This window comes from Roseovarius sp. YIN77 (genome assembly GCF_057219155.1).
Genome location: NZ_JBXVVI010000016.1, coordinates 1 through 25,576, shown reverse-complemented (window position 1 = coordinate 25,576; position 25,576 = coordinate 1). Strand labels below are relative to the sequence as shown.

Below are 25,576 nucleotides of genomic sequence, written 5' to 3'. Positions count from 1 at the left end.
CAGGTCAATACAATATGCTTACTTAAAGCGGTAGTTGATCCGCCCTTTGGTCAGATCATAGGGGGTCATTTCCACCTGTACCTTGTCGCCAGCCAGAACCCTGATGCGGTTTTTGCGCATCTTACCTGCCGTATGAGCGATAATTTCATGGCCGTTTTCCAGCTCGACCCGAAATGTCGCGTTCGGCAGGAGTTCCTTCACGACACCTGGAAATTCGAGCATTTCTTCCTTGGCCATGGTCACTCCATTCTAAAACACCCGTCCAAACTGCGGGCGCGTGTTAAATGCGCTTTTGGGCGCAGTTATTCAAGGGGTTTTCAACGTCATTGCCATGAAAGTGACCGTTGAGACACGAGAGAATGGCCCTATCTTGGCGATATGGGCGCTTTGCGTGTCACGTCTGCCAGATGACCCGAGCCTCTGCAGCGTGCAACTCACCCTTTGCCCGGTCAAACCGCAGATGCGCGATGGCCTGTCCATCGGCCTGCGAAAACAGGGTGCCGACGGATTTTCCATTGCTGGTGATATCACATCCCACCGGCGCGTGGCCGTCGATCGAAACCGTCGCCAGCCCCTTGCGCAATTCCGTCTTGTGTTTCATCCGCGCGGTGACTTCCTGACCGACGTAACAGCCTTTGCGAAAATCGACGCCATTCAGGCGTTCAAACCCGGCTTCCAGAATGTAGGTGTCTGGGGTCAGTTCGATCCCGGTTTCCGGGATGCAGTGCCGCACCCGGATTGTCGTCCAATCAGTGTCGTCTTGCGGCACCGTTTCGGGACCATAATATCGCCACCCCAACGCCTCGTGACGCGGATCGGGCAGGGCGCCCTCGGGCATCGGGCCCAGCCCGCGTGTAACCTGCAACTCACTGGCAGATATCTGCACGTCCGCGCGCAGTTTATACATCGTCAGACGGCGGACCAGCTCCTCTGCCAGAACCACACTGACATCAATCAGGATCGCGTCTGGTTCCTCTTTCATCAGGAAATCGGCCAGATACTTCCCCTGAGGGGTCAGAATGGCGGCATAGACCAGACCCTGATCCAGTTTGGCAATGTCATTTGTGACAAGGCCCTGCAAGAACCCATGCCGATCAGCCCCGGTAATTGTCAGGATCTTTCGCTCGTCCATTGATCGCCCCTTCATTGCGGATCGGCGTGGTCTTGATGCTCTGCTTCAGCCTTGGCTTGCAGTGTATATAGATCGGAATACAGCCCGCCGCGTTCAAGAAGGTCGATATGGGTGCCTTCTTCGACCACGCGGCCCTGATCCATCACAATGATCTTGTCGGCGTTTTGAATGGTGGACAGCCGATGGGCGATGACCAATGTGGTGCGATTTTCGCTCAGCGTTTCCAATGCCGTCTGAACCGCATGTTCAGATTTTGTGTCCAGTGCCGATGTCGCCTCATCCAACAGCAGAATAGGCGCATCCCGCAAAAGCGCGCGCGCAATGGCCACCCGCTGACGCTGACCGCCAGATAGGTTGCTGCCACGCGGCCCAACGGGGCTGTCCAGGCCGTCAGAAAGGCTCGGCAGGAAATTACTCACCGCGGCGGCGTCCAACACCTCGTTCAGCGACGATGCATCCACACCGTTTTGCCCCATCAGGATGTTTTCACGCAGGGTTTCGTCAAACAAAAGCGTGTCCTGCGACACCACCGAAAACAACCCGCGCAGATCGCTGAGTGTCATGTCCTGCAGGTTAGCACCCCCAATCGTGACAGTGCCGGCATCGGGATCAACAAGGCGTGTCAAAACATTGAAAAGTGTGGTTTTTCCGGCCCCGGACGCACCAACCAGCGCGACGGTCTGACCAGTTGGGACTGTAAAACTGACATCTCGCAATGTTGGGGCTGATCCGTAATGCAACGTGACAGCGTCAAATCGAATTTCCGTATCGTCCCGATCCGGGGGGGTGATGGGATTTATCGGCGGCACGATGGATGGCGTTTCGTCAAACAGACTATAAAGCCGTTCAAGACTGGTTGCAGCAACCTGCCAGGTTCCGGCAATTCCACCCAACCGGCGCAAAGGCTGGAAGGTCAGGGACATAGCCGTGAAAAAGCTCATAAACTGACCCACGGATTTTTCGCCGGAAATGATATCCTGCCCACCAATCACCAGAACCCCGAAAAAGCCCAGGCCAGTTGTGAAATCCACCAATGTGGGAACGGTTGCGCGACTGGCGGCAATTTTCAGTTGAGCCTTAACGATCTTCCCGATGATGCCTTGAAATCGGGAATGCTGGTAGGCCTCCATCTGGTTGAGCTTAACCGGGTTGATCCCGTGAAAAATCTCATCCAGGCGCGTGGATCGTAGCCCTGCCTGTTCGCGTGTCTGATGTGACTTTCGCCGAATATAGCGCTGCAATAGCGTGGTCGGTATGATCAACAGCGGGACGGCGACCAATGCAACCAACGTCCAAACCCAGTCAATCGACAATGCAACGATAAAAAGCCAAAACAGCGAAAAGATATCCCTGCCGACGCCCTGAATGATCACAGACCAGACGTTTTGCACTGCCGCCGTGTCGCCCTGAACTTTCTCCATCAGCAATCCGGGCGGGTTTTTTTGATAGAAAGAACTGTCCAGGGTCATCAGATGCGCCACCAGATCGATCTGCATTTCCGTTGAGGATTTCAGTGAGATGCGCGCCAAAATGGTTTTCTTAATCAACTCGCTGATGCCTCTAGCGGCAAACAGCGCGAAAATCGCCCCCCCGATCCACCAAAGCGCTGTCTCATTCTTCCCGACAAAGACCTGGTCGAACATTGGTTCCAGCAGTTTTGACAAGATCGCCAATGTGCTGCCTTCGATCATCATCAAAAACACAGACAAAGCCATCCACCATTTGTGCTTGACCAGATAGTCGCGCCACAAACGCCCCATCAGGTTTCGGGATGAATAGCGTTCATCGATTTGTTGGGTGTCGGGAACTGAATTGGTCAACGATTGAAAGCCTTGCACCTGTTCCTGTCGGGTCTAACTTGAACCGCAACACCACGCAAGGCGCTATGGCCCGGCAGAGGATGTCATTTCCTTGCGGCCGCCAGCGCCTTGGGCAGTTCTTCGCCGAAGATTTGCAGCACCTCATGAGGTCCTGTTGAGACGCGAATGCATCGATCCTGCGGCTCGACAAAGGGCATGCGGATAAATACCTGCCGCTGAGCGAGCTCCGCTACGATCCGCCGGGCAAATGCACCGTCCGACCCGCAGTCCATGGTCACGAAATTGGTCGCCGACGGGATCGGGATCAGCCCGTTTTCCACGGCAATGTCTGAAAGGGTTGCGCGGGCCCTGGCCACCTGATCCAGCACCCATCCCAGATGGTCGCGGTCTTGGAACGCCGCCAATGCACCGATCTGGGCGACCTTGTTCATGCCGAAATGGTTGCGGATCTTGTTGAAGGCCAGGATCAGATCAGGATGCGCAATCGCATAACCAATCCGGGCGCCCGCCATGCCGTAAGCCTTGGAAAAGGTGCGCATTCTGATGATATTGGGATGGCTAATATCAATTGGCGGCGCCGATCCCTCGGGCGCAAATTCGGCGTAGGCCTCATCCAGAATCAACACGCTGCCATCGGGTACGTTGCGGATCATCACCTCCAGCTTCTGCGCTGAATGCCACGTCCCCATTGGATTGTTGGGGTTAGACAGATAGATCAGCTTGGCCCCAACCTCCCGCGCCTTGGTAATCAGCAGGTCAGGGTCCTCGCGGTCATCGACAAAGGGTACCTGATGCAGCACCCCCCCGAACCCGGCAACGTGATAGTTGAAGGTGGGGTAGGCCCCCAGAGACGTCACCACCGGATCGCCGGGCCCAACCATCAGGCGCACCAGATCCCCCAACAGCCCATCAATCCCGATGCCCATGGAAATGCAGTCGGTGGGGACATCGTAGTGATCTGATATCGCATGGCGCAGATCATGGCTTTGGGAATCGGGGTATTTCCAAATCTCGCCGGTGGCGGCCTGCATGGCCTCTACTGCTTTGGGCGAGGGGCCAAAGAGGTTTTCATTCGCCCCCAGACGCGCGCGAAACAGCTGTCCCATGGCACGTTCCTGGGTTTCCGGCCCGACAAAAGGCACCGTCGAGGGCAGGCTTTCAACAAGGGGTGTGAGACGGAGTTTTGTCATGACGCCACTATGCCCGAAACAGCGCGCCGGGCAAGAGGGTCGGGGGAGGGGCGCTGCCCCTCTGTCCCCGGGATCCGCCCGTTCGCGGCTGGATTGGTCCGCCGGACCAATCCTAATCGCCGCTTACCCCGAGGTTTTTTGGCGAAAGGAAGGATCAGGCGATCTGCGCCAGCCGATCCAATGCCTCTTTCAGCTTGGCCTCTTCGTCCTCGCGCAGGGCAAGGTTTTCGCGCGCCTCTTCGACCACCTCATCGGGGGCGGAGGCCACGAATTTCGGGTTGTTCAGACGGCCACGCAAGCCACCCAGTTCCTTGGCGAGCTTCTGGATGGATTTCTCCAGACGCGCTTTTTCAGCCTCAATATCAATCACATCGGCCAAGGGCAGGGCAAAGGTGCCGCCGTCAACCGCCACGGTGATGGACCCTTTTGGCTGTTCATCCGCAAATGTTAGGCTGTCAACGCGCGCGAGTTTGAAGATCATCGCCTGATTGCGTTCCAGCGCCGCATTTCCAGCCGTGTCCAGCGCATTGCACACCATCGGGATTTTCAGCCCGGCAGGCACATGCACCTGTTGGCGGGCCGACCGGATGCCCTCAATTAGCGATATCACCCAGTTCAGCTCCCGGTCCGCATCTGCATCAATCAGATCGGCGGACAGCTGCGGCCAATCGGCATGGATCAGCATTTTGTCGCGGGTGCCGGTCAGGCCCCACAGTTCCTCTGTAATGAACGGCATGATCGGATGCAGCAGGATCAGCGCCTGATCGATGGTCCAGGCCAGCGTCGCCTTGGTTTCGGCAACCAGTTCCTCATCGTCACTGTCCAGCAGCGGTTTCGACAGCTCGATATACCAGTCGCACAGCTTGCCACGGGTAAAGGCATAGAGCGCAAGTGCGGCATCATTGAACCGGAACTGATCAAACGCCGTGTTCACATCCTCCAGCACCCGCGCGGTTTCACCGATGATCCATTTGTTGATCGCGGCAGTGGCGGCAGGCGGGTTGGCACCCGACGTTCCGGCCTGATACGCGCCCTTGTGATCCAGCGCGAAGGCGACAGAATTCCAAAGTTTCGTACCGAAATTGCGGTAGCCCTTGATCCGTTCCATATCCAGTTTCAGAACGCCGCCGAGGCTGGCCATGGCGGCCGAAGAAAACCGCAGCGCATCGGCACCGAATTCGTCAATCACCTCCAGCGGGTCAACGACATTGCCGACAGATTTCGACATCTTCTTGCCCTTGGCATCGCGCACAAGGCCATGCAGATACACGGTGTCAAACGGCACCTGATCGACGACAGCCAACTGCATCATCATCATCCGGGCGACCCAGAAAAACAGGATGTCCTGGCCGGTCACCAGCGTCGAGGTCGGGAAGTAACGGTTCAGTTCATCCGTCTGTTCCGGCCAGCCCAGCGTGCCGATGGGCCAGAGACCCGAGGAAAACCACGTGTCGAGGACGTCGGGGTCGCGGTATAGCCCCATGCTGTCTCGACTTTCGAGCTCTGCAGCTGATTGCGCATCGCCGACTTGGATAAAGTTGAAATCTGGGTTTACAATGTCGCCCTTCAGGTAGTCCGAATAATGGCTCTTTGCTTGTTCAACAACTTCCTCATAGCTTGATGCGCAAAACGCGATGGGTGAAGCAAAATCAGTGGGTAAACCATTCTCGTCCAGACCCGGCCCATACCAAACCGGAATCTGATGCCCCCACCACAGCTGGCGGCTGATGCACCAGGGTTCGATATTATCCAGCCAGTGGTAATAGGTCTTCTCGCCCGATTCCGGCAAAATCTTTACCGTGCCACCCCGCACCGCGTCCAATGCCGGGCCGACGATTTTTTCGGCGTCCACGAACCATTGGTCGGTCAGCATCGGTTCAATGACCACCTTGGACCGGTCGCCAAAGGGCTGCATGATCGGCTTGTTTTCCACCACCGGAATACGCTCCAGATGCTCGGCCCCGGTGTCCTCGTCGATGGATTTCTCCAAGACAGTCACGGCCAGCCCTTCACGGGTGATCTGCTCAACCACGATTTTACGCGCCTCAAACCGGTCCAGCCCACGAATGTCATCGGGAACAAGGTTCACTGCATCGGCCTCTGCCTCTGACAACTCCCGTTCGCCACGGGCGACCGACAGCGCCAGCGCCGCGGCTTCGGCATAGGGCGCCCCATCGGCGCGCATCTGCGCCTTGGTGTCCATCAGGCGGTACATCGGGATGCCGCCACGCTTGGCGACCTGATAGTCGTTGAAATCATGCGCCCCGGTGATTTTCACTGCACCGGACCCGAAATCCGGGTCAGGATATTCATCGGTGATGATCGGGATCAGGCGACGATGTTCGCGTGGCCCAACCGGAATTTCACAAAGTTTACCAACGATTGGCGCGTAACGTTCATCTGATGGATGCACCGCCACCGCGCCGTCGCCCAGCATGGTTTCCGGCCGTGTCGTGGCGATAGAGATGTAATCCCGCGTCTCGCGCAGGGTGACGTTGCCGTCCGCATCTTTCTCGACATACTCATAGGTCTGCCCATCGGCCAACGGGTATTTGAAATGCCACATATGGCCGGCAACTTCGATATTTTCGACCTCTAGATCGGAAATCGCGGTTTCAAAATGCGGGTCCCAGTTGACCAGCCGCTTGCCGCGATAAATCAGGCCCTTGTTGTACATATCAACAAAGACCTTGATCACCGCGTCATGGAAATTGGGCGATCCATTGCCCGCATCGGGGTCACCTGCGGCACCGCCCATGGTGAACGCCTCGCGCGACCAATCACAGCTCGCACCGATGCGCTTCAGCTGGCCGATGATGGTGCCACGGGATTTGACCTTTTGCTGCCAGACACGATCCAGAAACGCCTCGCGCCCCATCTCAGCCCGGCTGGGTTCCTGATTGGCGGCCATTTCGCGTTCCGTCACCATCTGCGTGGCGATGCCCGCATGGTCGGTTCCCGGTTGCCACAGCACGTCATAGCCCTGCATGCGTTTCCAGCGGATCAGGATATCCTGCAACGTGTTGTTGAACGCATGCCCCATATGCAGGCTGCCGGTCACATTGGGCGGCGGGATCATGATGGAATAGGGCTCTGCCCCCTCACGCGCGTTGGCCCCAGCGGCAAAGGCCCCGCTGTTTTCCCAGTTTGCGTAAATCCGTGCCTCGGCACTGGCCGCATCAAAGGTCTTTTCCATCGCCATGGGAACGCTCACCCGCTGTCAAAATTCCAAGTCGTCCCGCTTTAGCGAAGGCTCAGGCAAAGGGCAACGCCACAGGCGTCCCCTGCTTCATTTTGCCGAAAATACTCTCGCCGAAGGCATCTCGAGCCTCTGACAAGAGGCGAGGTAGAAACAGTGGTGCGGGAACCGCGCCTCCATTTGATAAGACCGTTCAGGTGATCGCTTCCAGCCGTTCCTTGGTCATGTCGCCGGGCACGATGGTGATCGGGATCGACAGGCTGCCAGAATTTTTGCTGAGCGCAGTAACCAGCGGGCCGGGGCCTGCCTTATCCGTGCCCGCGCCCAATACCAGAACGCCGACATCGGGGTCCTCATTTGCCTGGGCCAAAACTTCGGTCACGGCCTCGCCCTCGCGGATCACCAGTTCGGGATCGATGCCTTGCTTGTCACGCATCCATTTGGCGAAAACTTCGAAATGCACCTGAATGCGTTCGCGGGCCTCTTCGCGCATCAGATCGCCAACGCCCAGCCAGTGGTTGAACTCTTCCGGGGGAATCACGGCCAGCACCTCGACCCCACCATTGGTTTTGGCTGCACGCATGGCGGCAAAGCGCATAGCGTTCAGGCATTCATGGCTATCATCAAGCACGACAAGAAATTTACGCATGAGAGCTCCCCTCTATCCGAGGTGATGATGGCGGAGAGGGGGACGGTGCGCAAGCCAGATCGTCCATCTGCCCGGATGATAAATGTAAAGTTCAGACCGGTTTGTGTCGCATTCAGACCTGAAGCTCTGCATCGGCTCATCCCATGCTGGGTTAGGATCAAAACATGATGACAGACGCCAAACACCCGCAGACTGCCCCGCTGGAATTTGCTCTGGCGCCGGACCTGACTCCGCCAGAGGCGGCGCTGGATTGGGCGGCAACGCTGCTGATCGATACGATCGGTGTGGCGGCCGGGGCCACCGTGCTGGCATCCGGAAAAATCGCGCGTGATCATGCGGTTATGTTTCAAAACACCCCCGATCCCCGGCGCGGCGCCAGGATCATGTTTGATGGTCGGCGGGCCAGCTTGCCCGGGGCGGGATATGCTGCGGCAACTCAGATTGATAATCTTGATGGGCATGATGGCTATAACCCGACAAAGGGACATATCGGTTGTGCGGTGGTGCCTGCGCTTTTTGCCTTGGGTGAGGGGCTGCCTGATCTCAGCGGTCGGCAGGCCTTGACGGCCCTTGCCATGTCTTATGAATTTGCGGCCTGCGCGGGGATTACTCTTCATGCTACGGTCAGCGATTATCACACTTCTGGCGCCTGGAATGCGCTGGGCGTGGCGGCGCTGGCCTGCCGGTTGCGCGGTGCCACGCCAGACCTGCTCCGTCATGCCCTGGGCATTGCCGAATATCACGGCCCACGCAGCCAGATGATGCGCGAGATAGACAATCCGACCATGCTCCATGACGGCTCTGGCATGGGGGCTTGGGTGGGTCTTAGCGCCGCGTTATTGGCTGAACAGGGTTTCACCGGCGCCCCGGCGATCACGGTTGAGGCGCCAGAGGCCGCACCCCATTGGCAGGATCTGGGGCAGGTCTGGACCGTCGCTGACAATTACATCAAACCCTATCCCGTGTGCCGTTGGGCCCATGCTGCGATTGATGCGCTCTACATGCTCAGGCACGATCACACATTTACGCCTGATGACGTGGCAGAGATCGAGGTGCGTACATTCTCCCAGGCCGCGCGCCTGTTCGCCGGTATCCCTGAAACCACCTCGCAGGCTCAGTACAGTCTGGGGTTTGCATTGGCGACGATGCTGGTTCACGGGCGTATCGGGCCGGGTCATATTTCGGGTCGGGGACTGAAAGATGGTGACGTCGCACGGGTCTTGCCCCGGATCACCGTGATCGAGGATGAACGCTACAACGCGCAGTTTCCGGCCAGCCGCTTGTCAGAGGTCGCCGTTACACTGACGGGTGGTCGGGTGCTCTCCTCTGGTGCCACGCACGCCCGGGGCGGGCCGGAATCCCCCTTGAGCGATGCAGAGCTTTACGCCAAGTTTCGCGCCATGACAGATGGAACCCTTTCTGTGACCCGTGCAGATGCCATCTGGGCGATGCGCGAACGGCTATTGATGCCAGAGGCACGTTTTTCTGAACTCTCCGATCTGGTGATGCCAGCGGTGGAAAGGACATCATGACCACACCCAAAATCCTGTTGCATTCCAATAACCCGGATCCGCTACGCAAACGACTGGCGCAGGCCGTACCCAGGGCCGAGGTAGAAATCTGTACGACCTATGAAGGTATGGCAGATGCGCTGGCATCCTTTCGACCCGACATTTCCTATTCCGTCCGGTTTGGTGGCACCTACGGTTTCCCGACAGAGGATATTCTGGGCCCGCATGGCCCAAAATGGATCGCGGTGGGCGGGGCAGGCTGTGATCATCTGGGTCACTGGGATGAGGCCCGCGTGACGGTCACCAATTCCGCGGGCGTTGCCGGGGTCATGATGGCCGAATATGCCTTTGGCTGTTTTCTGCACTTCACGCTGGATATCGACGGGTTGGCGGCGGACCGGCGGGCTCGGCACTGGCAATGGGGCCGTGCCGTTCGCCCGCTAAAGGGCAAGACCATCCTGATCGTCGGATTGGGCGGCACCGGGCGGGCGGTGGCCGCGCGGGCCAAGGCGTTTGGCATGTATGTGATCGGCACCCGCGCGCGGCCTGAACCGATGGATAATGTCGATGAGGTCCATGCCAGCACCGATCTGCCATCATTATGGGGGCGGGCCGATGCGATTGTTATATCCGTACCGCTGTTGCCCTCGACAACCGGGCTCGTCGATCATGCGGCCTTTGGGGCGATGAAAGATGGGGTGCTTTTGGCCGATGTCTCTCGCGGCGGGATCGTGGTGCAGGACGCCCTTGTCGATGCCGTGACATCAGGCAAGATCGGCGGGGCAGGGCTTGACGTGTTCGAACTGGAACCGCTGCCCGAGGACAGCCCTGTCTGGGGTCTCGACCGGGTGATCATCTCGCCCCATTGTTCCTCTGTTCACGCCGATTGGGAAATGGACTCGTTTGAGCTGTTTCTGGACAATCTTCAAAACTGGATGGCGGGCAGGCCGCTTTTCAACATCGTCGATCCGGCACGCGGTTATTAAGGGGGCACCAATGACAGAGCGTATGACAGGGGTAATCACGCCCCTTCTGACACCTTACAATGCGGATCTGTCGATCGCGCAGGATCTTTATCTGGATCACGCCGCCCATTGTCTGACCAAGGGCGCGCATTACCTGTCGCCCTTTGGCACAACGTCAGAGGCCAACAGCCATTCGGTAGCCGAACGCTTGGCCATGGTCGAACTTCTGATCAGCTCCGGCACCGCGCGCGCCGATCAGTTGATGCCGGGAACTGGGTTGTGTTCTATGGAAGAAACCCTGACCCTGACCCGCCACGCCGCCCAGATGGGATGCCGCGCGGCAATGATCCTGCCGCCGTATTTCTATGTCGATGCCACGGATGAGGGGCTGTATCGCTATTTCAGCACCCTGATCGAACGGGTGGGGCATTCGGATCTGCGCATCTGCCTCTATCACATCCCGCAATTTGCCGGAATCGGGTTCAGCCCAACCTTGGCCGCGCGGCTGAGCAACGCGTTCCCAGGTATCGTCATCGCGCTGAAGGACAGCTCGGGTGATTGGGCCAACACACGCGCCGTGATCGAGGCCGCCCCAAACCTGTCGGTTTTTCCCGGATCTGAAAGCCTGATGTTACAGGCGATGTGCCTGGGCGGTGGGGGCTGTATTTCCGGCAGCATGAATTCTAATATCGCCCCGATCCGCGCCATGTATGATCTAGCTGCCGAGGGGCGCTTTGAGGAAGCCGAGGCAATGATGGATGATATCAATCGTCACCGGCTGGCCGTGCAAAGGGCCGACCTGATCCCCGCCCTGAAATCGCTGAAAGCGCACCAAACCGGCGACAACCGCTGGCTCACCCTCCGCCCGCCACTGACAGATGCCGATCCCGCAGTGGGCGCGGATCTGGCGGCAACGCTGGGTTAGAAATATCTACCGGTCACCGGTGTTGATCCGTCCACCCGGAGAGCTCAAAACCACTTCCCAGCTGCCTGCCGGGACCGGCGTGCCGGTGCGATTACAATTGGCGACCTGTTTTGTCAGGTCGTCATTGGCCTCAACCTCGGCAAAGAAATTCAGGTTGGTCAGGATGGGTTCTTGCCCCAATTTGGCCGATGCCCGGCGCATGACGTCACGAGTCAGAGGTTTGGCTTTTGCCGATGAATACTGCCCCACACCACAAATCAGGATTTCGCCATTCAACTCGGTAACGCCCCATTGGTAGGTATAAGTTCCTAGGCTTCCTTCCCAGTCAATCTTTCCTGCCGCGAATTTGTCGCTCACCGGTATCGCATGCGTCAGCTTTCCAGTTTGTGCAGAGCTACAAGCCCCCAATAAAAGCGCGGCGACGAGCGGAAACAAAGTCGATCTCATGGGGCACCTCTTAAAATCCATACGTCATAGTCAACGCCGGGCATGTTAAACGGTTGATGTCATCAGAAAAAGGCCGCCTTCCACAAAAACACCCGTTTGACGATAAACACAGTGTTTCGCGCTGCCGCGGGTCGATTTCACGCAAATTCACGCAAACTTCGCGTTTGAATGCGGTCTCGCCTGACGTTCGCGTCACACAAGGGCGTCATCACTATGGCACTAATCAACCGATACAAACTGGAGAAATTAATGTCATATCTGATCAACAGCAGCTTTGGACCCAAAGACATGGAACGTGCGACAGTTCCCTTTATTCTGGCCTGTTCGGCCGCCAACACTGCGACAACCAAAGTCTTTCTAACAGGCGATGCATTGAACCTTGTGATCAAGGGCAATGCCGCCGGTCTGGCCGCCAAGGGCTACACCCCGGTCAAAGACTACATTGATGAGTTTGTCGAAAAGGGCGGGCGCATTCTGATTTGCCGTGTCTGTGCGAACGTGATGGGTGTCAACGATGAAGACCTCGTAGACGGTGCTGCATTGGGCGGCGCCCCGGACACCATCGCCTTTCTGGAGGCAGGTGCAAAAGTTCTGCATTAATTTCATTGTGATAAAACAAATGCGCCCCTGAAAGATCGGGGGCGCAAAGTCGATGGGGGTTTTTAAACGAGTTATCCGATCAGGCCGCCATCCTTGCGGGTTACGGCAACAATCGCTGACCTTGGGATCGTCGTGCCGCCGTTAGGGAAGTGACTATCGCCTTTCTCGCCCGGGTGTTGAATACCGACAAAGGCCGTACGGCGATCAGCCGACCAACATATGCCTGTCACCTCACATTCTTTCGGGCCTACCAAAAAGCGGCGGATTTCACCGGTCATGGTGTCACCGACCAGCATCTGATTGTTGCCCATACCAGCAAAATCATCCGTGTTGGAATACTTACCATCTGTTTGGATCCACAACATGCCGTTGTCATCAAAACTGATCCCGTCGGGCGAATTGAACATATTGCCTGCGTTGATGTTTTCGGACCCGGCATTGACGTCCGAATGCACGGTTGGATTGCCAGCCAGCGCATAAAGATCCCAGTCGAAAGTCTCGGCGGTGTGATCGTCGCCTGCCGGGCGCCAGCGGGCAATCTGGCCGTATTTATTGCCAATCCGCGGGTTCGCGGCGTTGACAGATGTGTCATCGCCCCCGGCATTTGGTTTTACGCCACGGTTTTTATTGTTGGTCAGGGCCACGTAAACCTCGGCCTTGTTCGGGTTTGATGCCACCCATTCCGGCCGGTCCATGGTGGTGGCGCCAACTGCAGAACCCGCTTTACGGGTGAAGACACGGATTTCAGCATCTAACATGCCCGTGGTTGCCGGGGTCAGGGCCAGCCATTTTCCAGTCATATCGTCATGGAATTTGGCGACAAACAGATCGCCGTCTTCCAGCAGGTTCGAATTGTCGCCGGTGGCGGAATAGACGCCCTTGGAAACAAAGCGATACAGAAACTCGCCCCGTTCATCATCGCCCATATAGACGACGACCTTGCCATTGGCGGCGATCACAACTTCGGCGTTTTCATGTTTGAAGCGACCCAATGCCGTACGCTTTTTCGGGGTGGAGTTCGGGTCAAACGGGTTGATCTCAACCACATATCCGGCGCGGTTGGGTTCATTTGGGTGTTTTGCGATGTCAAAACGCTCATCCAATTTGGCCCAGCCATAGCCCCAATCTTCCAGATTGATACCATAGCGTATTTCTTGCTGCGTGCGTTTCAGCGCCTGATCAGAAGAAGAGAAATAGCCGTTAAAGTTTTCTTCGCAAGCCAGATAGGTGCCCCAGGGTGTTTCGCCGTTTCCGCAGTTGTTCCAGGTGCCTAGCGTTATCCTGCCGGATGGATCGGCATCGGTTTTCAACAGGTCATGACCAGCCGCAGGCCCGGTCAGCGCCATATTTGTGCGTGGTGTGATCCGGCGGTTCAGTTCGCTGTCTTTTACAACGGTCCAGCCGCCATTGGCCGTGCGCTCAATTTCAACAATCGACACGCCATGGGCCATCATGCCCTTTTCAATGTCGTCATTCGTGGCCGGTTTGCCATCAGGGTTGTTGCCCCACAGGATGTTGCGGTTTGTGTACTCATTGTTCACCGCCATAATGGATCGGCCGTTGAAGCTGAAAAAGGACATGCCGTCATTGTTGTCGCCAAAGGCGCGGGCCTGCGTGGCGGCAGTGCCACGGGTCGCTTCGTCCATGTCGGGTGTGTCGGACCACAGCGGATCACCCCACTGAATCAGAACCTCCCAGTCGAACCCGTCGGGAACGATGATTGTGTCAGCGCTATTGGCCGCAATCTGGTCAAAGCCAAACCGATCAGGGGTAGCGCCAACCGCGTCGGCCCGTCGTGTCATGGCGGTGGTGCCAACAAGAAAGCTGCCAACACCAAAGGTCATGACCTCGCCCAAAAACCCACGGCGGGACAGTGCGCGTTCCACAATGCGATCAAAATCGCAGTCGTCTGGTCGCGGATAGTTTACTTCGTCGAATTCATCAAAAGACAGTTCGTCTTTGGCCATGCCGAAATCTCCTGGCTGGATGGTAACATGTTCCGCAGTTTTTGCAGATGCAGCTATCCTGCCGGTAATCCGAAACAGTTAAATGACAGAGATGTATCAGTTGCGTGACGTTACGCCTCCGCCAGCAGCGCTGCCAGATCCAGCCGCTGTGTTACCATGGCCAGGCTGCCATTGGAATTGCGGGGCCAATCAGCCTCTGCCCGGTCTCGGTAAAGCTCCACCCCATTGCCATCCGGGTCTGACAGATAAACCGCTTCGCTGACACCGTGGTCAGAGGCGCCCTCTATCTGATACCCCGCATCAATCACGCGTTTGACGGCTTTGGCCAGTTCGGCCCGGTCGGGATACAAAAATGCCGTATGAAACAGCCCTGTATGGCCGGGCGGGGGCGGGGTGCCGCCTTTGGATTGCCAGGTGTTCAGGCCAATATGGTGGTGATAACCGCCAGCAGACAGAAAGGCAGCCTCGTCGCCAAATTTCTGTTGCACGCCAAAGCCCAGAACGCCCGAATAAAATCCGATGGCGCGATCCAGGTCAGACACTTTAAGATGCACATGTCCAATGCGGGTTTCAGGATGTGTTGTGGTCATGGTCTTTTCCTTACTGAATTAGTCGGAAAATAAGCGCGGGATCCGTACACACAAGATGCACCACCGCACAGGGCCTGTGCAAAAGAAAAGGGGCCTCGCGGGCCCCTTTCAGAAATCAAGGATAGGTTTGCGATTACCGCGACCGCACCATGCCCACAATGTCATAGGCCTGATCCAGAATAGGTTGGGCTATGGCATGGGCGCGTTCGGCCCCGTCACCCAAGATACGGTCGATCTCTGTGGTGTCTTCCATCAACCGGGCCATCTCTGACGAAATCGGCGACAGCTTCTCAACGGCCAGTTCCGCCAGCATGGGCTTGAACTCGCCAAACTGCTTACCGCCGACCTCTTCAATCACATCTGCCGGATCTCGCTCGGCCAATGCTGCATAGATATTGATCAGGTTGCGCGCCTCTGGCCGGTCTGCCAATCCATCTAGCTCCGATGGCAGAGCCTCCGGATCGGTCTTGGCCTTGCGGATCTTCTTGGCAATCGTGTCGGCGTCGTCGGTCATGTTGATCCGGCTCATGTCGGACGGGTCAGATTTTGACATCTTCTTGGACCCGTCACGCAGAGACATGACCCGCGTCGCGGCGCCCTCGATCACTGGTTCTGTGATCGGAAAGAAATCGACGCCAAAGTCATTATTGAACTTCGCCGCAATATCGCGGGTCAGCTCCAGATGTTGTTTCTGATCCTCTCCCACCGGAACGTGCGTGGCGTGATAGATCAGAATATCCGCCGCCATCAGGTTCGGATAGGCAAACAGGCCGACAGAGGCATTCTCCCGGTTCTTGCCGGCCTTATCCTTGAACTGCGTCATCCGGTTCAGCCACCCCATTCGGGCCACACAGTTAAACAGCCACGCCAGTTGGGCATGGGCCGGCACCTGCGATTGGTTGAACAGGATGGATTTCTGTGGGTCCAAACCGGATGCAATATAGCCCGCCGCCAGTTCCCGCGTCGCCCGGCGCAGATCGGCCGGGTCCTGCCAGACGGTGATCGCGTGCAGATCGACGATGCAATAGATCGTCTCGATCCCTGAATCTTGCATTTCAACAAACCGTTTCACAGCGCCAAGGTAATTGCCCAGCTGCAGGTGGTTCGTGGGCTGAATGCCGGAAAAGACACGTGGGGTATGTGCCGCGCCTTTGGCGCGAGGTGTGTGGACCACCTCTGTCATATGCGGATACTCCGTCTGGATTTATTCTTCGGCATCGCTTACCCATCGGACAGGCGGGCGTCAACCAGACCCGTGGAAAGAGGACGAGCCAATGTATGACGACAATCTGAATGCAGCCCCGGTAAACCCGTTGCCGCCGGTGATCGTGGCCATGGCACTGGCGCTGTTTTCGGTGGAGGTTTTGCTGAGCCTCGGTGGGCAGGGGGTTGTCGGCGGGGCGGAGGCCGTGGGCTGGCGGCAATGGGCGATCCAGAATTTCGCGCTGAAAGGCAACGCGCAGAGTTGGATGCTGCAATCCGGCCAGTTCCCGGCAGAATTCCTGTGGCGCTATGTGACCTATCCGGTTGTTCATGGCGGGTTTATCCACATGGCCTTTGCTGCGGTTCTGCTGCTGGCGCTGGGCAAGGCGGTGGCAGAGATTTTCGCCGCCTGGGCCGTACTGTTGGTGTTTTTCGCCTCCTCGATCCTGGGGGCGGTGGCCTTCAGCCTGACTGGCACGCCGGGTTGGCTTTTTGGCGCCTACCCGGGCGTCTTTGGCATCCTTGGCGCCTTCACCTTTCTCTTGTGGGTTGACCTCGGCCACAAAGGCGCCAACCAATACCGCGCCTTTACGCTCATCGGATTCCTGCTGGGGATCAGATTGTTGTTTGGCATCCTGTTCGGGGCTGATCTGGACTGGATCGCCGAGGTCGTGGGCTTTGTCACCGGTTTCGGCCTGTCCTTCGTGGTGTGCCCCGGAGGCTGGGGGCATGTGGTGGCGAAGGTGAGGCGGAGGTGATTGCACCGTAGGGTGGGCAATTTGCCCACCGTCTCTTCAGACATAAGAACTTCTGCAAATTCAACCTCCCGCCCGGCGGCCCTCACAAGTCTATTTCCAACGGTACTGCGTGCCGCCGTAGGCCGGGCTTCAGCCCGGCACAGGAACAACGCCGACCTCAATGCGCCGGGGTAATCCCTGGCCTACGTGTCACGATTTCGACGGTTCCGTAGGGTGGGGTTTCACCCCACCATTCCCCCAAACCCAAAAGTTAACGCGCACCGCCCCGCGAAAAACCCACCGTCGCGATACCGATAAAATACCGGCGTAATACCGACATGTGATTTTGCGTTAACGTTTCCGCCTCAGGGCTCTGACTGACCCAACTCGCTTTCCAAAAACCGCTCAAACGCGTCCAGATTGACGGCCTCGAACTGGCCAAAGCTCTGCATCCAGATCGACGCATCGCGCATCGCGTCGGGTTCCAGCTTGCACCACTTCACCCGGCCGCGTTTTTCCTGGCTGATCAGCCCTGCTTTGGTCAATATTGTCAGGTGCTTAGAGATCGCCGCCAGTGACATTTCAAACGGTTCTGCCACATCCGTTACGGCCATGTCATCCTCCAGCAACATCATCAGGATATCGCGGCGGGTGGCATCAGACAGGGCCGAAAAGATCGTGTCGATAGAGGCGTTCATGAGGGCAGAGTAGGGGGTCCGATCAGCAATTGGAATGGACGATATCACAATATTCGGGTGGACATTTGCCTTAACTCTTATATGCCTGAAAACATTGTATTTTCGGGGGTTTCAAGATGCCAATCAGGTACTGGGTGATCATTTTTATTCTGGGAATCGGATGGGGAACGTCCTTCCTTTTCAATGCCTTGCTTCTGCGTGAACTGGGCCCGATCAGCGTATCGATGGGCCGCGTAGGCTTTGGTGCGCTGGGCTGTTGGATCTGGGCCTTGGCAACCGGCAAGCCCCTGTGGCTACCCATGCGTACCGTGATTGGCCTGATGGCGCTGGGCACGATATTTTTTGCCATTCCCTTCGCACTCTTCCCGATCAGCCAGCAGTATATTTCTGGCGGGCTTGCTGGCATCATCAACGCGACAACGCCCCTGATGGTGATCATCGTGTCGCATTTTTGGCCCGGTGGGGAACGCGCCAGCCTATTGAAAACATTGGGTGTATTAGTGGGGTTTTCCGGGATCGTTGTTTTGACGCTACCTGTTCTGGAACATGGCGTCAGCGCCGAGCTATGGGCGATCCTGATCGCACTTTGCGCCCCGATCTGCTATGGGTTCGCGACAAACTTTGTGCGTTATTTCAAGGGTGTGGAGTCCACCGTGATCGCGACCTGGACGTTAACGGGGGCGACGCTCTTCATCTCACCGATTGCCGTTGGGATTGAAGGAATGCCGGTGATCACCCAATCCCAAACATGGTTCTCGCTCTGCATGATCGGGTTTGTGATGACGTCGGCATCATTTATCGTGCTTTACTGGCTGTTGCCGCGCGTTGGACCCACGACCACGTCAACGGTAACATTCATCACGCCAATCTCTGCACTGATATCCGGCGTTCTGATCCTGAGCGAGGTGATCCTGCCTGAGCATTTGTTGGGTATGGCCATTATCTTTGTCGGTTTGCTGTTGATCGATCAGCGTCTTTTTCGCTCCCGTCGGCGACCGGCAGCAGGGTCATGATCGAAGGCGCTGAGCCAGAGTCAACCATTTGGTTGAATATATAAATGCCCGGTAAGTGACTGTGTTGAACAGGTGTTGCCATAATTAATAAAAGTAAATCAATTAGTTATGATGTTTGTCCCGCTATTGACTCTGCCCCCCCACCTTTCTAGGTTCGCCACATCTGAAACGGGGGGCATAAACGCATGTCAGACGCGCCAGAATCCGACCGGCTGAAACAGTTGGGAAAGCGGATTGATGAAATGCGCGATGATATGGAACCGGGGCCTCGCGCGGACGAACACTTTTCGATGGCCAATTTGGCCTGGCGGATGGTGATAGAACTTGTGGCCGGTCTGGGGATCGGTTTCGGCATCGGATACGGGTTGGATTGGCTGTTTGGCACCAAACCATTCCTGATGGTGCTGTTTATATTTTTGGGCTTCGCGGCCGGTGTGAAGACGATGATCCGCACGGCGCAAGAAGTTCAGGCAGAACAGGCGGCACATGACGCCGCAAAGAAAGACTAGGCCGGGTCAGACCCTGGCAAAGGAGAATGGGACAGATGGGCAAGATTTTCTTTTGGGCTATATTGGCGCTGGTTATCGTGTCGGGCGCATTGTTTTCCCCTGAAAAAGCTGGCCTTGCCATTCACCCGATGGATCAGTTCGTTGTCGCGCCGGTCTTTGGTCACGGTGAAATTGGAATGTTCACCGTCACCAACGCAACTGTTTGGTTGGCCCTGTCCGTTCTGGCGATGATCGGGTTGCTGGTCTTTGGGACCCGCCGCCGCGCGATCGTGCCCAACCGCACCCAATCGGTGGCCGAACTGGCCTATGGCTTTGTCTACAAGATGGTCGAAGATGTTGCTGGCAAAGATGCCATCAAATTCTTCCCCTATATCATGACACTCTTCATCTTCATCGCGTTTGCCAACTTCCTTGGCCTTTTGCCGATGTCCTTCTCGACCACATCGCATATCGCCGTAACCGCGATCTTGGCCGCGCTGGTCTTCTTCACCGTCACCATTGTTGGCTTTGTCAAAAACGGCGCTGCGTTTCTGGGCCTCTTCTGGGTGTCGTCGGCGCCATTGGCGCTGCGCCCGATCCTGGCCATTATCGAGCTGATTTCCTACTTCGTGCGCCCGGTCAGCCACTCCATTCGTTTGGCGGGCAACATTATGGCGGGCCACGCGGTTTTGAAAGTGTTTGCAGGCTTTGCCGCGGCGCTGGGGCTGTTCAGCTTCTTGCCGATCTTTGCCATCACCGCAGTTTATGCTCTCGAAGTTCTCGTGGCCTTTATCCAGGCTTACGTATTCACCATTCTGACCTGTGTTTACCTGAAGGATGCGCTGCATCCGTCGCACTAAGGTCTGAACCCTAACCAAGTTATCGAAACTTCCCATCGTAAGGAGAATTCACATGGAAGGCGATCTCGCACACATCGGCGCAGGCCTGGCAGCAATCGGTTCCGGCGCAGCCGCTATCGGTGTTGGCAACGTAGCTGGCAACTTTTTGGCTGGCGCACTGCGCAACCCATCCGCAGCTGGCGCACAGACTGCAACCCTCTTTATCGGTATCGCATTTGCAGAAGCACTGGGGATCTTCTCGTTCCTCGTCGCTCTGCTGCTGATGTTCGCCGTATAATCCTTACGAACCATCCTTACGGCCGGGTGGGTCTGAACTGATCCACCCGGTGTAACCGAGGTTTGCGAGGAGGAAGACATGGCCACAACTGAAACTAATACCGGCCACGGCGCTGCAGATGCAGCCCACGGCGCGGCAGGTCACGCGGAATCCGCCGGCGGTATGCCGCAGCTGGATTTCTCGACCTTCCCCAACCAGATTTTCTGGCTTCTGGTCACGCTTGTCGTGATCTATTTCGTCCTGTCCCGGATTGCACTTCCGCGTATTGCGGCGGTTCTGTCAGAACGTCAGGGAACCATCACCCATGATCTGACGGCAGCCGAAGAGCTGAAGCAAAAAGCCGAGGAAGCCGAAGAAGCTTATAAAAAGGCGCTGGCCGATGCCCGTGTCGAGGCGAACCGCATCGTCGAAGCGGCCAAAGACGAGATCAAGGCTGACCTTGATGCTGCCATAACCAAGGCCGATGCCGAAATTTCCGCAAAATCTGCGGAATCGGAGAAAGCAATCTCCGACATTCGCGCCGGTGCGGTTGAAAGCGCCAAAGAAGTGGCCAAGGATACCGCGCGGGAAATCGTCGCGGCCCTTGGGCAATCTGCGGATGCCAAAACCGTGACTGCGGCTGTCAATGCACGGTTGAAAGGGTGAAGATGATGAAAAAACTATCCATCCTGTTCGCCTTGACCGCCAGCCCGGCCTTTGCCGCCAAAGGTGAAGAAGGCTTTTTCGTTCTCAGCAACACGGACTTTGTTGTCACCCTGTCGTTTCTGCTGTTCGTGGCCGTTCTGGTTAAGGCGGGCGTACCCGGACTTTTGACCGGATTGCTGGATAAGCGCGCAGAGGGCATTCAGTCTGATCTGGACGAGGCCCGCAAGCTGCGTGAAGAGGCGCAAACCCTGCTGGGGTCTTACGAGCGCAAGCACGAAGAGATGAAAGAGCAGGCGGAGCGCATCGTCGCCCACGCCAAAATGGAAGCGGAAGAAGCGGCAGAACAGGCCAAAGTGGACCTGCAAGCCTCGATCGCCCGCCGTCTGCAAGCCGCCGAAGATCAGATCGCCTCTGCCGAGGCTGCTGCTGTCAAGGACGTGCGTGATCAGGCCATCGCGGTTGCCATTGGCGCTGCCGGAGATGTCATCGCCAAGAAGATGACTGCCGCCGATGCCAATGCCCTGATCGATGCGTCGATTTCTGATGTCGAGGCTAAGCTGCACTAACCAGCTCTTTATTTTGCGAGATACTTGAAAACCCGGCCATTGGCCGGGTTTTCTGTTCCGAACCGTTCCTGAAAGGAGCGCCTGCGGCGCAAGACCTTTATCTCGATCCCGCCCCAAAGGGCGGTCTCGCGAGGAGCCTCTGGCGGGAGTATTTGCGCCAAAAGAAATGGAATTATTTTATTCGATAGCTCGCGGAGCTTCTGTTAACATTTGCATTAATTCCGAAAGTTTTCAAAGCATTCTCGACTGTGTGAATTGGTGTCGGATTTGTAGGTCCTAAGGTTACGCTTTCAATTAGTTCAGCATCAAAACCAACTCTAACAAAAGGAGAGATGATTTGATTGTGTTCCCTGTAATCAAGCTCCCTAATGTCGTACGGGGAGATGAAACTGAACAATCTCCATTCTTTTTCTTCATGGAACGCGCTATTTTTGACTGTAAACAACTGACGCAAGGTATCTCGCTGAGTTTGATGTTTTTCAGCGGTGAAATTTAATGACATCGAGCCAATTCCATCAGCACTCTCACTGTATTTTTTTGCATCTTCCATAAATGCCTGTGCAAGAGACCCTACAACCTGATTGATTGAACTCCAGTCTTGATTTCCGTATGCAATTCTCGACAGCGACAGAGCTAAACCATCGTTTTGCGTGCGAGCTAGGTCATCCAGTTTTTCCGCGTTGAATGCTATTGAGTATCCAGTTCCATCCTGCGCATACCCTCTCCATTGGCTTAGAAGGTCGCTCTCTTCTGAAAAACATGTCCCTAGCGCCAAGTGGTTTCTGAGAACATTTTCAACTGCAATTCGGGCTCCGTTTCTTAGGGGACGCTTCTGGGAATCTCGCCGATCAAACTTGCCTAGCCAATGGTTTAGCATCCATATTCCTTCAGCTTTATCATTGGAGTGAGAAAGTGAAGTCAGCCAAAACTGTTTGTGTTTTATTAAGGACAGAAAAACGGAAGGTGAACAATAGTGGTGTAACTGATAAATGGGTTTGCCATCGTTAAATTGCAGCATTTTTGTTGCTCCCAAACACCTCTTCAAAGCACTTCTTCAACGCCACATCCAGATCATCCAGCGTCACGGGTAAGCCCAGATCAACGAGGCTGGTGACACCGTGATCGGAAATTCCGCAGGGCACGATGCCGGTGAAATGGTCGAGATTGGGTTCGACGTTGATTGAGATGCCGTGAAAGCTGATCCACTTGCGCAGGCGCACACCGATGGCGGCGATCTTGTCTTCCTGCGGTTGACCGTCAGACCCTAGTGGTTTGTCATGCCGCACCACCCAAACGCCCACGCGGCCTTCGCGCCGTTCACCTTTGACATTGAACTCGGCCAAGGTACGGATCACCCAATCCTCCAACTGCGCGACGAATTTGCGCACATCGTGCCCGCGCGCACCGACATTCAGCATCGCATAGGCCACACGCTGCCCCGGACCGTGATAGGTGTATTGCCCGCCGCGTTTCGATGGGTAGACCGGAAAACGGTCCGGGTCCGTCAGGTCCGCCGGATCGGCGGATGTGCCGGCGGTGTAAAGCGGGGGGTGTTCAACCAGCCAAACGGCCTCTGGCGCTTCGCCAGTTGCGATTTTCGCAACACGATCTTCCATGAACGCAACGGCTGTCTCATAACCGGTCAAGCCATCAGAGGTGATCCATTCGACGGCTTGGGGTGAGACGATGTTGATGCGGTCATCCGGCATAAGGTGTTTTGCTTCTTTGGCCTAGGCGGGGGTCTTTTTGGCAGAGCCTTAAGGCGAAGTCAAAGCCGTCGCAATACAGTCGTAATACCGACGTGATACAGCAGGCGATTTTCCGGGCTGACGCCTGCAAAATTCGCTTCCCTTCGCGCCGACGCATTGCTATACGGCGCGGGCCTACCTGATCATGTGCGGTCGTGGCGGAATTGGTAGACGCGCAGCGTTGAGGTCGCTGTGGGGTAACTCCCGTGGAAGTTCGAGTCTTCTCGACCGCACCAAGGCAATGAAAAGTAACGATTTATTCTCCCCCATGTAAGGCAAGGAGACACTATAAACCGCCCACTTCCCCAGCAAATTTTGAAACGTGGGCGGACCTGTTGAGCTGGTCGTTAGATATGTGCGATGCGAGCAGCCTTTTTTCACAAGACCTCGATACAAGTTTTCCAAGATCGTGGGGCCTCACTTGACCACATCGGCGATTTCGAGCAGATCGATTGGCGGCCAAACCTCGATAGCGCGTGCAAAATCCAGGTTCACGGTCAGAGCAAAGTTCTTCATTTGTGCAACCGGCAATGTACCAGCTTCGGCACCATCGATCAAAATGGGGGCTGCCTGATGTCCTGCCAACTGGCCGATGTCGTAATATCGTGCTGCCACAGAGATGAGCGCATTGCCGTCTCGGACCATTTCCTCGTAGGGGCTTATCACGGGCAAACCGGCATCTCTAGCTGCGGCGCCCAGGATCGCCGCATTTGAGCGCAAGAACGAGGAACTTCCTACATAAATCGCCTCTGCACCCCGGGCCTTGATAGACCGGACTTTGTCGCTGATATCCTCAACCACGGGAGAGCCGCCATTCGACAAGGTAAAGGCATCATCGATTAGCGTGACCCCAAGTTGGGGCAACAGCTCCGCCAGCTCATCACGTTTGATAACCGAGTTTTCCTTGTTTGGATTATAGAGAAGGCCGAGGTTTTGCATATTAGGCAGAAGCCGCCGGAGGGTTTCGACATTCACAGTTTCCGGCACTCTGTTGTAAACGCCTGTAAGGTTGTCACGCCCAGTTCGGTCAAGGCTCTCGATGATCCCCGAACCCAGAGGATCGGTGATAATCATGAAAACTTGGGGTATTTCATGATTTAGGGACGGGTCCTCGAGATCAGCCAGCTTACCCGCGGTGCCCAGCGTTACCGTCGTTCCCCACGAAATGATCAGATCCACATCAAGTGCGCGCGCCTCCTCAACCAATCGGATGATCTCCAACTTCTCAGATGCGGGGTATCTCATTCGGGGTCGCCCCCATCGCCTGTCATGCTTTTTTTGAGAAGGCGCAGTTCGAGCGTTTGCTCCGCAACGACCTCCTTAAGATCCTTTGCTTCGCGGCGCAGTTCCTTCACCTCATCAGTGTTGGCGGCACGCGCCGTATCCCCAGCCAGCCGCTTCTTCCCGGCTTCCAAGAAGTCCTTTGACCATTTGTAATAGATCCCCTGCGATATGCCTTCGCGGCGACAAAGCTCAGCAATGCTGTCTTCGCCGCGCAGCCCATCCAACACGATCCGGATCTTCTCTTCGGATGAATAGTGCTTGCGCGTGGCGCGTTTGATATCTTTGACGATCTTCTCGCCGGGGCTCTTCGTTGTCTTTCTCATCGTCCACTCCTCGGTGGTTACGATGAGCAACAATCACTCTCTTAGCAAATCGCCCTATTTGGACCCATAAGTGCTGACGTCAGACACGTGAAGGAAGGATTCGACACAATCGAGAAGGCTGTTCTGCGAAGTAGCTTCGATGGACTGGTGAACCGACGATCGGTCCACAGGGAATTTGATACTTTGGCGAAGCATCTGCCAGAAGCGGCTGGACCGGAAGAATTTACTGATGTGTTGTCGCGATTGGATACGGCGAAAGCCCTAAGATTATTAGTCTGATTATGCTAACGACATTGCGGCCCTGAGTAGACCGTTCATTTTGGGAAGCAGGGGACCAACGACCGCTTTTTTTGTTTGGTGGTATTGGTGCTAATTTGCAGCGAATGACTACATCCCGCCCTCTGCTCCAAGTTTCGCAAACTGCCAGAATTGTATTTGGGTCCTTCCTGGACCATCCAGCATGCGGGTAATTCGCACCCCGTGTTGCTGGGGTGTTTCGTTATTTTTTTGGGTTGAGGATGGGGTTGGTGTTGTTGTTCTGCATCCAGTAAGTCGAAACAAAACGGCAAGTTCCAGACATTCAAGTGTAGAGCAGCGAATGCCCGGAAAGAGCCGATTCTGTTGAAAAACAACGTGTCGCGAGTGCAGAATGTGTCGCCAGAAAGAATGGCCGCATGCCTTTCTTGTCAGGCTGTTCGCGGTTTCTGCGGTGCAGGAAAGATCTTGGCTAACTTCCGGA

24 protein-coding genes, 1 tRNA gene and 1 pseudogene are annotated in these 25,576 nt (G+C 56.2%); 12 read left to right on the top strand and 14 right to left on the bottom strand.

Going from position 1 to position 25,576, the window contains the following annotated elements:
• Positions 1-18: 18 nt before the first annotated feature.
• The 6 genes from infA to AC2D8P_RS12995 form a co-directional block, all read right to left on the bottom strand.
• Positions 19-237, bottom strand: coding sequence for a translation initiation factor IF-1 (infA, locus tag AC2D8P_RS13020; RefSeq protein ID WP_011455993.1), 219 nt, complete (start codon positions 235-237; stop codon positions 19-21).
• A 157-nt stretch (positions 238-394) separates the two neighbouring features.
• Positions 395-1,132, bottom strand: a complete 738-nt coding sequence (gene ygfZ, locus AC2D8P_RS13015) for a CAF17-like 4Fe-4S cluster assembly/insertion protein YgfZ (protein WP_484703218.1) — start codon at positions 1,130-1,132, stop codon at positions 395-397.
• An 11-nt stretch (positions 1,133-1,143) separates the two neighbouring features.
• Positions 1,144-2,892, bottom strand: a complete 1,749-nt coding sequence (locus AC2D8P_RS13010; RefSeq protein ID WP_484703251.1) for an ABC transporter ATP-binding protein — start codon at positions 2,890-2,892, stop codon at positions 1,144-1,146.
• Positions 2,893-3,035: 143 nt separating this feature from the next.
• Positions 3,036-4,142, bottom strand: coding sequence for a pyridoxal phosphate-dependent aminotransferase (locus AC2D8P_RS13005; RefSeq protein ID WP_484703217.1), 1,107 nt, complete (start codon positions 4,140-4,142; stop codon positions 3,036-3,038).
• Between the two features lie 154 nt (positions 4,143-4,296).
• On the bottom strand, positions 4,297-7,344 hold the full coding sequence (locus AC2D8P_RS13000) for a valine--tRNA ligase (protein ID WP_484703216.1): 3,048 nt from the start codon (positions 7,342-7,344) through the stop codon (positions 4,297-4,299).
• Between the two features lie 190 nt (positions 7,345-7,534).
• Positions 7,535-7,990: a universal stress protein gene (locus AC2D8P_RS12995; RefSeq protein ID WP_484703215.1), complete on the bottom strand. Its 456-nt coding sequence runs from the start codon at positions 7,988-7,990 to the stop codon at positions 7,535-7,537.
• Between the two features lie 164 nt (positions 7,991-8,154).
• Here AC2D8P_RS12995 and AC2D8P_RS12990 point away from each other — a divergent pair, with 164 nt between their 5' ends.
• The 3 genes from AC2D8P_RS12990 to AC2D8P_RS12980 are packed head-to-tail and all read left to right on the top strand — an operon-like array spanning position 8,155 to position 11,391.
• Positions 8,155-9,522: an MmgE/PrpD family protein gene (locus AC2D8P_RS12990; protein ID WP_484703214.1), complete on the top strand. Its 1,368-nt coding sequence runs from the start codon at positions 8,155-8,157 to the stop codon at positions 9,520-9,522.
• On the top strand, positions 9,519-10,487 hold the full coding sequence (locus tag AC2D8P_RS12985; RefSeq protein WP_484703213.1) for a D-2-hydroxyacid dehydrogenase: 969 nt from the start codon (positions 9,519-9,521) through the stop codon (positions 10,485-10,487). The genes AC2D8P_RS12990 and AC2D8P_RS12985 overlap by 4 nt, the downstream gene beginning before the upstream one ends.
• Before the next feature lie 10 nt (positions 10,488-10,497).
• A complete protein-coding gene (locus AC2D8P_RS12980; protein WP_484703212.1) occupies positions 10,498-11,391 on the top strand; it encodes a dihydrodipicolinate synthase family protein in 894 nt (297 codons plus the stop codon).
• A gap of 6 nt (positions 11,392-11,397) precedes the next feature.
• Here AC2D8P_RS12980 and AC2D8P_RS12975 read toward each other — a convergent pair whose 3' ends face one another.
• Positions 11,398-11,838 carry a hypothetical protein gene (locus AC2D8P_RS12975; protein WP_484703211.1) on the bottom strand — a complete coding sequence of 147 codons (441 nt, stop codon included), beginning with the start codon at positions 11,836-11,838 and terminating at the stop codon, positions 11,398-11,400.
• Between the two features lie 249 nt (positions 11,839-12,087).
• Between AC2D8P_RS12975 and AC2D8P_RS12970 the strand changes: the two genes are divergently transcribed.
• Positions 12,088-12,438 (top strand): DsrE family protein, encoded by a 351-nt coding sequence (locus AC2D8P_RS12970; protein ID WP_484703210.1) that lies wholly within the window; start codon positions 12,088-12,090, stop codon positions 12,436-12,438.
• 71 nt (positions 12,439-12,509) lie between these two features.
• On the opposite strand, the gene AC2D8P_RS12965 is transcribed toward AC2D8P_RS12970, so the two are convergent.
• The 3 genes from AC2D8P_RS12965 to trpS all read right to left on the bottom strand — a co-directional run bounded on the left by AC2D8P_RS12965 (position 12,510) and on the right by trpS (position 16,178).
• Positions 12,510-14,405 (bottom strand): PhoX family protein, encoded by a 1,896-nt coding sequence (locus AC2D8P_RS12965; RefSeq protein WP_484703209.1) that lies wholly within the window; start codon positions 14,403-14,405, stop codon positions 12,510-12,512.
• 110 nt (positions 14,406-14,515) lie between these two features.
• On the bottom strand, positions 14,516-14,995 hold the full coding sequence (locus tag AC2D8P_RS12960; protein ID WP_484703208.1) for a VOC family protein: 480 nt from the start codon (positions 14,993-14,995) through the stop codon (positions 14,516-14,518).
• A gap of 133 nt (positions 14,996-15,128) precedes the next feature.
• Entirely contained in the window at positions 15,129-16,178 is a 1,050-nt protein-coding gene (gene trpS, locus AC2D8P_RS12955) for a tryptophan--tRNA ligase (RefSeq protein WP_484703207.1), read from the bottom strand.
• A 91-nt stretch (positions 16,179-16,269) separates the two neighbouring features.
• On the opposite strand from trpS, the gene AC2D8P_RS12950 reads away from it, so the two are divergent.
• A complete protein-coding gene (locus AC2D8P_RS12950) occupies positions 16,270-16,956 on the top strand; it encodes a rhomboid family intramembrane serine protease (protein WP_484703206.1) in 687 nt (228 codons plus the stop codon).
• Positions 16,957-17,300: 344 nt separating this feature from the next.
• Here AC2D8P_RS12950 and AC2D8P_RS12945 read toward each other — a convergent pair whose 3' ends face one another.
• Positions 17,301-17,633 (bottom strand): ArsR/SmtB family transcription factor, encoded by a 333-nt coding sequence (locus AC2D8P_RS12945; protein ID WP_484703205.1) that lies wholly within the window; start codon positions 17,631-17,633, stop codon positions 17,301-17,303.
• Between the two features lie 116 nt (positions 17,634-17,749).
• On the opposite strand from AC2D8P_RS12945, the gene AC2D8P_RS12940 reads away from it, so the two are divergent.
• The 6 genes from AC2D8P_RS12940 (at position 17,750) to AC2D8P_RS12915 (ending at position 21,482) form a co-directional block, all read left to right on the top strand.
• Positions 17,750-18,646, top strand: a complete 897-nt coding sequence (locus AC2D8P_RS12940; protein ID WP_484703204.1) for a DMT family transporter — start codon at positions 17,750-17,752, stop codon at positions 18,644-18,646.
• A 185-nt stretch (positions 18,647-18,831) separates the two neighbouring features.
• Positions 18,832-19,155, top strand: coding sequence for an AtpZ/AtpI family protein (locus AC2D8P_RS12935; RefSeq protein ID WP_484703203.1), 324 nt, complete (start codon positions 18,832-18,834; stop codon positions 19,153-19,155).
• A gap of 35 nt (positions 19,156-19,190) precedes the next feature.
• On the top strand, positions 19,191-19,994 hold the full coding sequence (locus AC2D8P_RS12930; RefSeq protein WP_484703202.1) for a F0F1 ATP synthase subunit A: 804 nt from the start codon (positions 19,191-19,193) through the stop codon (positions 19,992-19,994).
• A gap of 52 nt (positions 19,995-20,046) precedes the next feature.
• Positions 20,047-20,271, top strand: coding sequence for a F0F1 ATP synthase subunit C (locus AC2D8P_RS12925; RefSeq protein ID WP_484703201.1), 225 nt, complete (start codon positions 20,047-20,049; stop codon positions 20,269-20,271).
• A 78-nt stretch (positions 20,272-20,349) separates the two neighbouring features.
• Positions 20,350-20,916 (top strand): F0F1 ATP synthase subunit B', encoded by a 567-nt coding sequence (locus tag AC2D8P_RS12920; protein ID WP_484703200.1) that lies wholly within the window; start codon positions 20,350-20,352, stop codon positions 20,914-20,916.
• A gap of 5 nt (positions 20,917-20,921) precedes the next feature.
• Positions 20,922-21,482 carry a F0F1 ATP synthase subunit B gene (locus AC2D8P_RS12915; protein ID WP_484703199.1) on the top strand — a complete coding sequence of 187 codons (561 nt, stop codon included), beginning with the start codon at positions 20,922-20,924 and terminating at the stop codon, positions 21,480-21,482.
• A gap of 172 nt (positions 21,483-21,654) precedes the next feature.
• Here the strand turns inward: AC2D8P_RS12915 and AC2D8P_RS12910 are convergent, their stop codons facing one another.
• Both AC2D8P_RS12910 and lipB read right to left on the bottom strand, forming a co-directional pair.
• A complete protein-coding gene (locus tag AC2D8P_RS12910; protein ID WP_484703198.1) occupies positions 21,655-22,500 on the bottom strand; it encodes a DUF2971 domain-containing protein in 846 nt (281 codons plus the stop codon).
• The gene (lipB, locus tag AC2D8P_RS12905) at positions 22,487-23,191 is read right to left on the bottom strand and encodes a lipoyl(octanoyl) transferase LipB (protein WP_484703197.1); all 705 of its coding nucleotides are present in this window, start codon (positions 23,189-23,191) and stop codon (positions 22,487-22,489) included. Before lipB ends, AC2D8P_RS12910 begins: the two co-directional genes overlap by 14 nt.
• A 188-nt stretch (positions 23,192-23,379) precedes the next feature.
• Between lipB and AC2D8P_RS12900 the strand changes: the two genes are divergently transcribed.
• A tRNA-Leu gene (locus AC2D8P_RS12900) sits at positions 23,380-23,466 on the top strand.
• Between the two features lie 181 nt (positions 23,467-23,647).
• On the opposite strand, the pseudogene AC2D8P_RS12895 reads toward AC2D8P_RS12900, so the two are convergent.
• Positions 23,648-24,837: pseudogene (locus AC2D8P_RS12895) on the bottom strand (ABC transporter substrate binding protein).
• Positions 24,838-25,576: the final 739 nt, after the last annotated feature.

What these genes read in the sequence shown, in the direction of transcription:
- AC2D8P_RS12985 (WP_484703213.1), top strand. Translation starts at nt 9,519, where the DNA reads ATGACCACACCCAAAATCCTGTTGCATTCCAATAACCCGGATCCGCTA.
- AC2D8P_RS12940 (WP_484703204.1), top strand. Translation starts at nt 17,750, where the DNA reads ATGCCAATCAGGTACTGGGTGATCATTTTTATTCTGGGAATCGGATGG.
- AC2D8P_RS12950 (WP_484703206.1), top strand. Translation starts at nt 16,270, where the DNA reads ATGTATGACGACAATCTGAATGCAGCCCCGGTAAACCCGTTGCCGCCG.
- AC2D8P_RS13010 (WP_484703251.1), bottom strand. Translation starts at nt 2,892, where the DNA reads ATGGGGCGTTTGTGGCGCGACTATCTGGTCAAGCACAAATGGTGGATG.
- infA (WP_011455993.1), bottom strand. Translation starts at nt 237, where the DNA reads ATGGCCAAGGAAGAAATGCTCGAATTTCCAGGTGTCGTGAAGGAACTC.
- AC2D8P_RS12930 (WP_484703202.1), top strand. Translation starts at nt 19,191, where the DNA reads ATGGGCAAGATTTTCTTTTGGGCTATATTGGCGCTGGTTATCGTGTCG.
- AC2D8P_RS12915 (WP_484703199.1), top strand. Translation starts at nt 20,922, where the DNA reads ATGAAAAAACTATCCATCCTGTTCGCCTTGACCGCCAGCCCGGCCTTT.
- AC2D8P_RS12920 (WP_484703200.1), top strand. Translation starts at nt 20,350, where the DNA reads ATGGCCACAACTGAAACTAATACCGGCCACGGCGCTGCAGATGCAGCC.
- AC2D8P_RS12945 (WP_484703205.1), bottom strand. Translation starts at nt 17,633, where the DNA reads ATGAACGCCTCTATCGACACGATCTTTTCGGCCCTGTCTGATGCCACC.
- AC2D8P_RS12975 (WP_484703211.1), bottom strand. Translation starts at nt 11,838, where the DNA reads ATGAGATCGACTTTGTTTCCGCTCGTCGCCGCGCTTTTATTGGGGGCT.
- AC2D8P_RS12965 (WP_484703209.1), bottom strand. Translation starts at nt 14,405, where the DNA reads ATGGCCAAAGACGAACTGTCTTTTGATGAATTCGACGAAGTAAACTAT.
- AC2D8P_RS12995 (WP_484703215.1), bottom strand. Translation starts at nt 7,990, where the DNA reads ATGCGTAAATTTCTTGTCGTGCTTGATGATAGCCATGAATGCCTGAAC.
- AC2D8P_RS12980 (WP_484703212.1), top strand. Translation starts at nt 10,498, where the DNA reads ATGACAGAGCGTATGACAGGGGTAATCACGCCCCTTCTGACACCTTAC.
- lipB (WP_484703197.1), bottom strand. Translation starts at nt 23,191, where the DNA reads ATGCCGGATGACCGCATCAACATCGTCTCACCCCAAGCCGTCGAATGG.
- AC2D8P_RS13000 (WP_484703216.1), bottom strand. Translation starts at nt 7,344, where the DNA reads ATGGCGATGGAAAAGACCTTTGATGCGGCCAGTGCCGAGGCACGGATT.
- AC2D8P_RS12960 (WP_484703208.1), bottom strand. Translation starts at nt 14,995, where the DNA reads ATGACCACAACACATCCTGAAACCCGCATTGGACATGTGCATCTTAAA.
- trpS (WP_484703207.1), bottom strand. Translation starts at nt 16,178, where the DNA reads ATGACAGAGGTGGTCCACACACCTCGCGCCAAAGGCGCGGCACATACC.
- AC2D8P_RS12910 (WP_484703198.1), bottom strand. Translation starts at nt 22,500, where the DNA reads ATGCTGCAATTTAACGATGGCAAACCCATTTATCAGTTACACCACTAT.
- AC2D8P_RS13005 (WP_484703217.1), bottom strand. Translation starts at nt 4,142, where the DNA reads ATGACAAAACTCCGTCTCACACCCCTTGTTGAAAGCCTGCCCTCGACG.
- ygfZ (WP_484703218.1), bottom strand. Translation starts at nt 1,132, where the DNA reads ATGGACGAGCGAAAGATCCTGACAATTACCGGGGCTGATCGGCATGGG.
- AC2D8P_RS12935 (WP_484703203.1), top strand. Translation starts at nt 18,832, where the DNA reads ATGTCAGACGCGCCAGAATCCGACCGGCTGAAACAGTTGGGAAAGCGG.
- AC2D8P_RS12990 (WP_484703214.1), top strand. Translation starts at nt 8,155, where the DNA reads ATGATGACAGACGCCAAACACCCGCAGACTGCCCCGCTGGAATTTGCT.
- AC2D8P_RS12970 (WP_484703210.1), top strand. Translation starts at nt 12,088, where the DNA reads ATGTCATATCTGATCAACAGCAGCTTTGGACCCAAAGACATGGAACGT.
- AC2D8P_RS12925 (WP_484703201.1), top strand. Translation starts at nt 20,047, where the DNA reads ATGGAAGGCGATCTCGCACACATCGGCGCAGGCCTGGCAGCAATCGGT.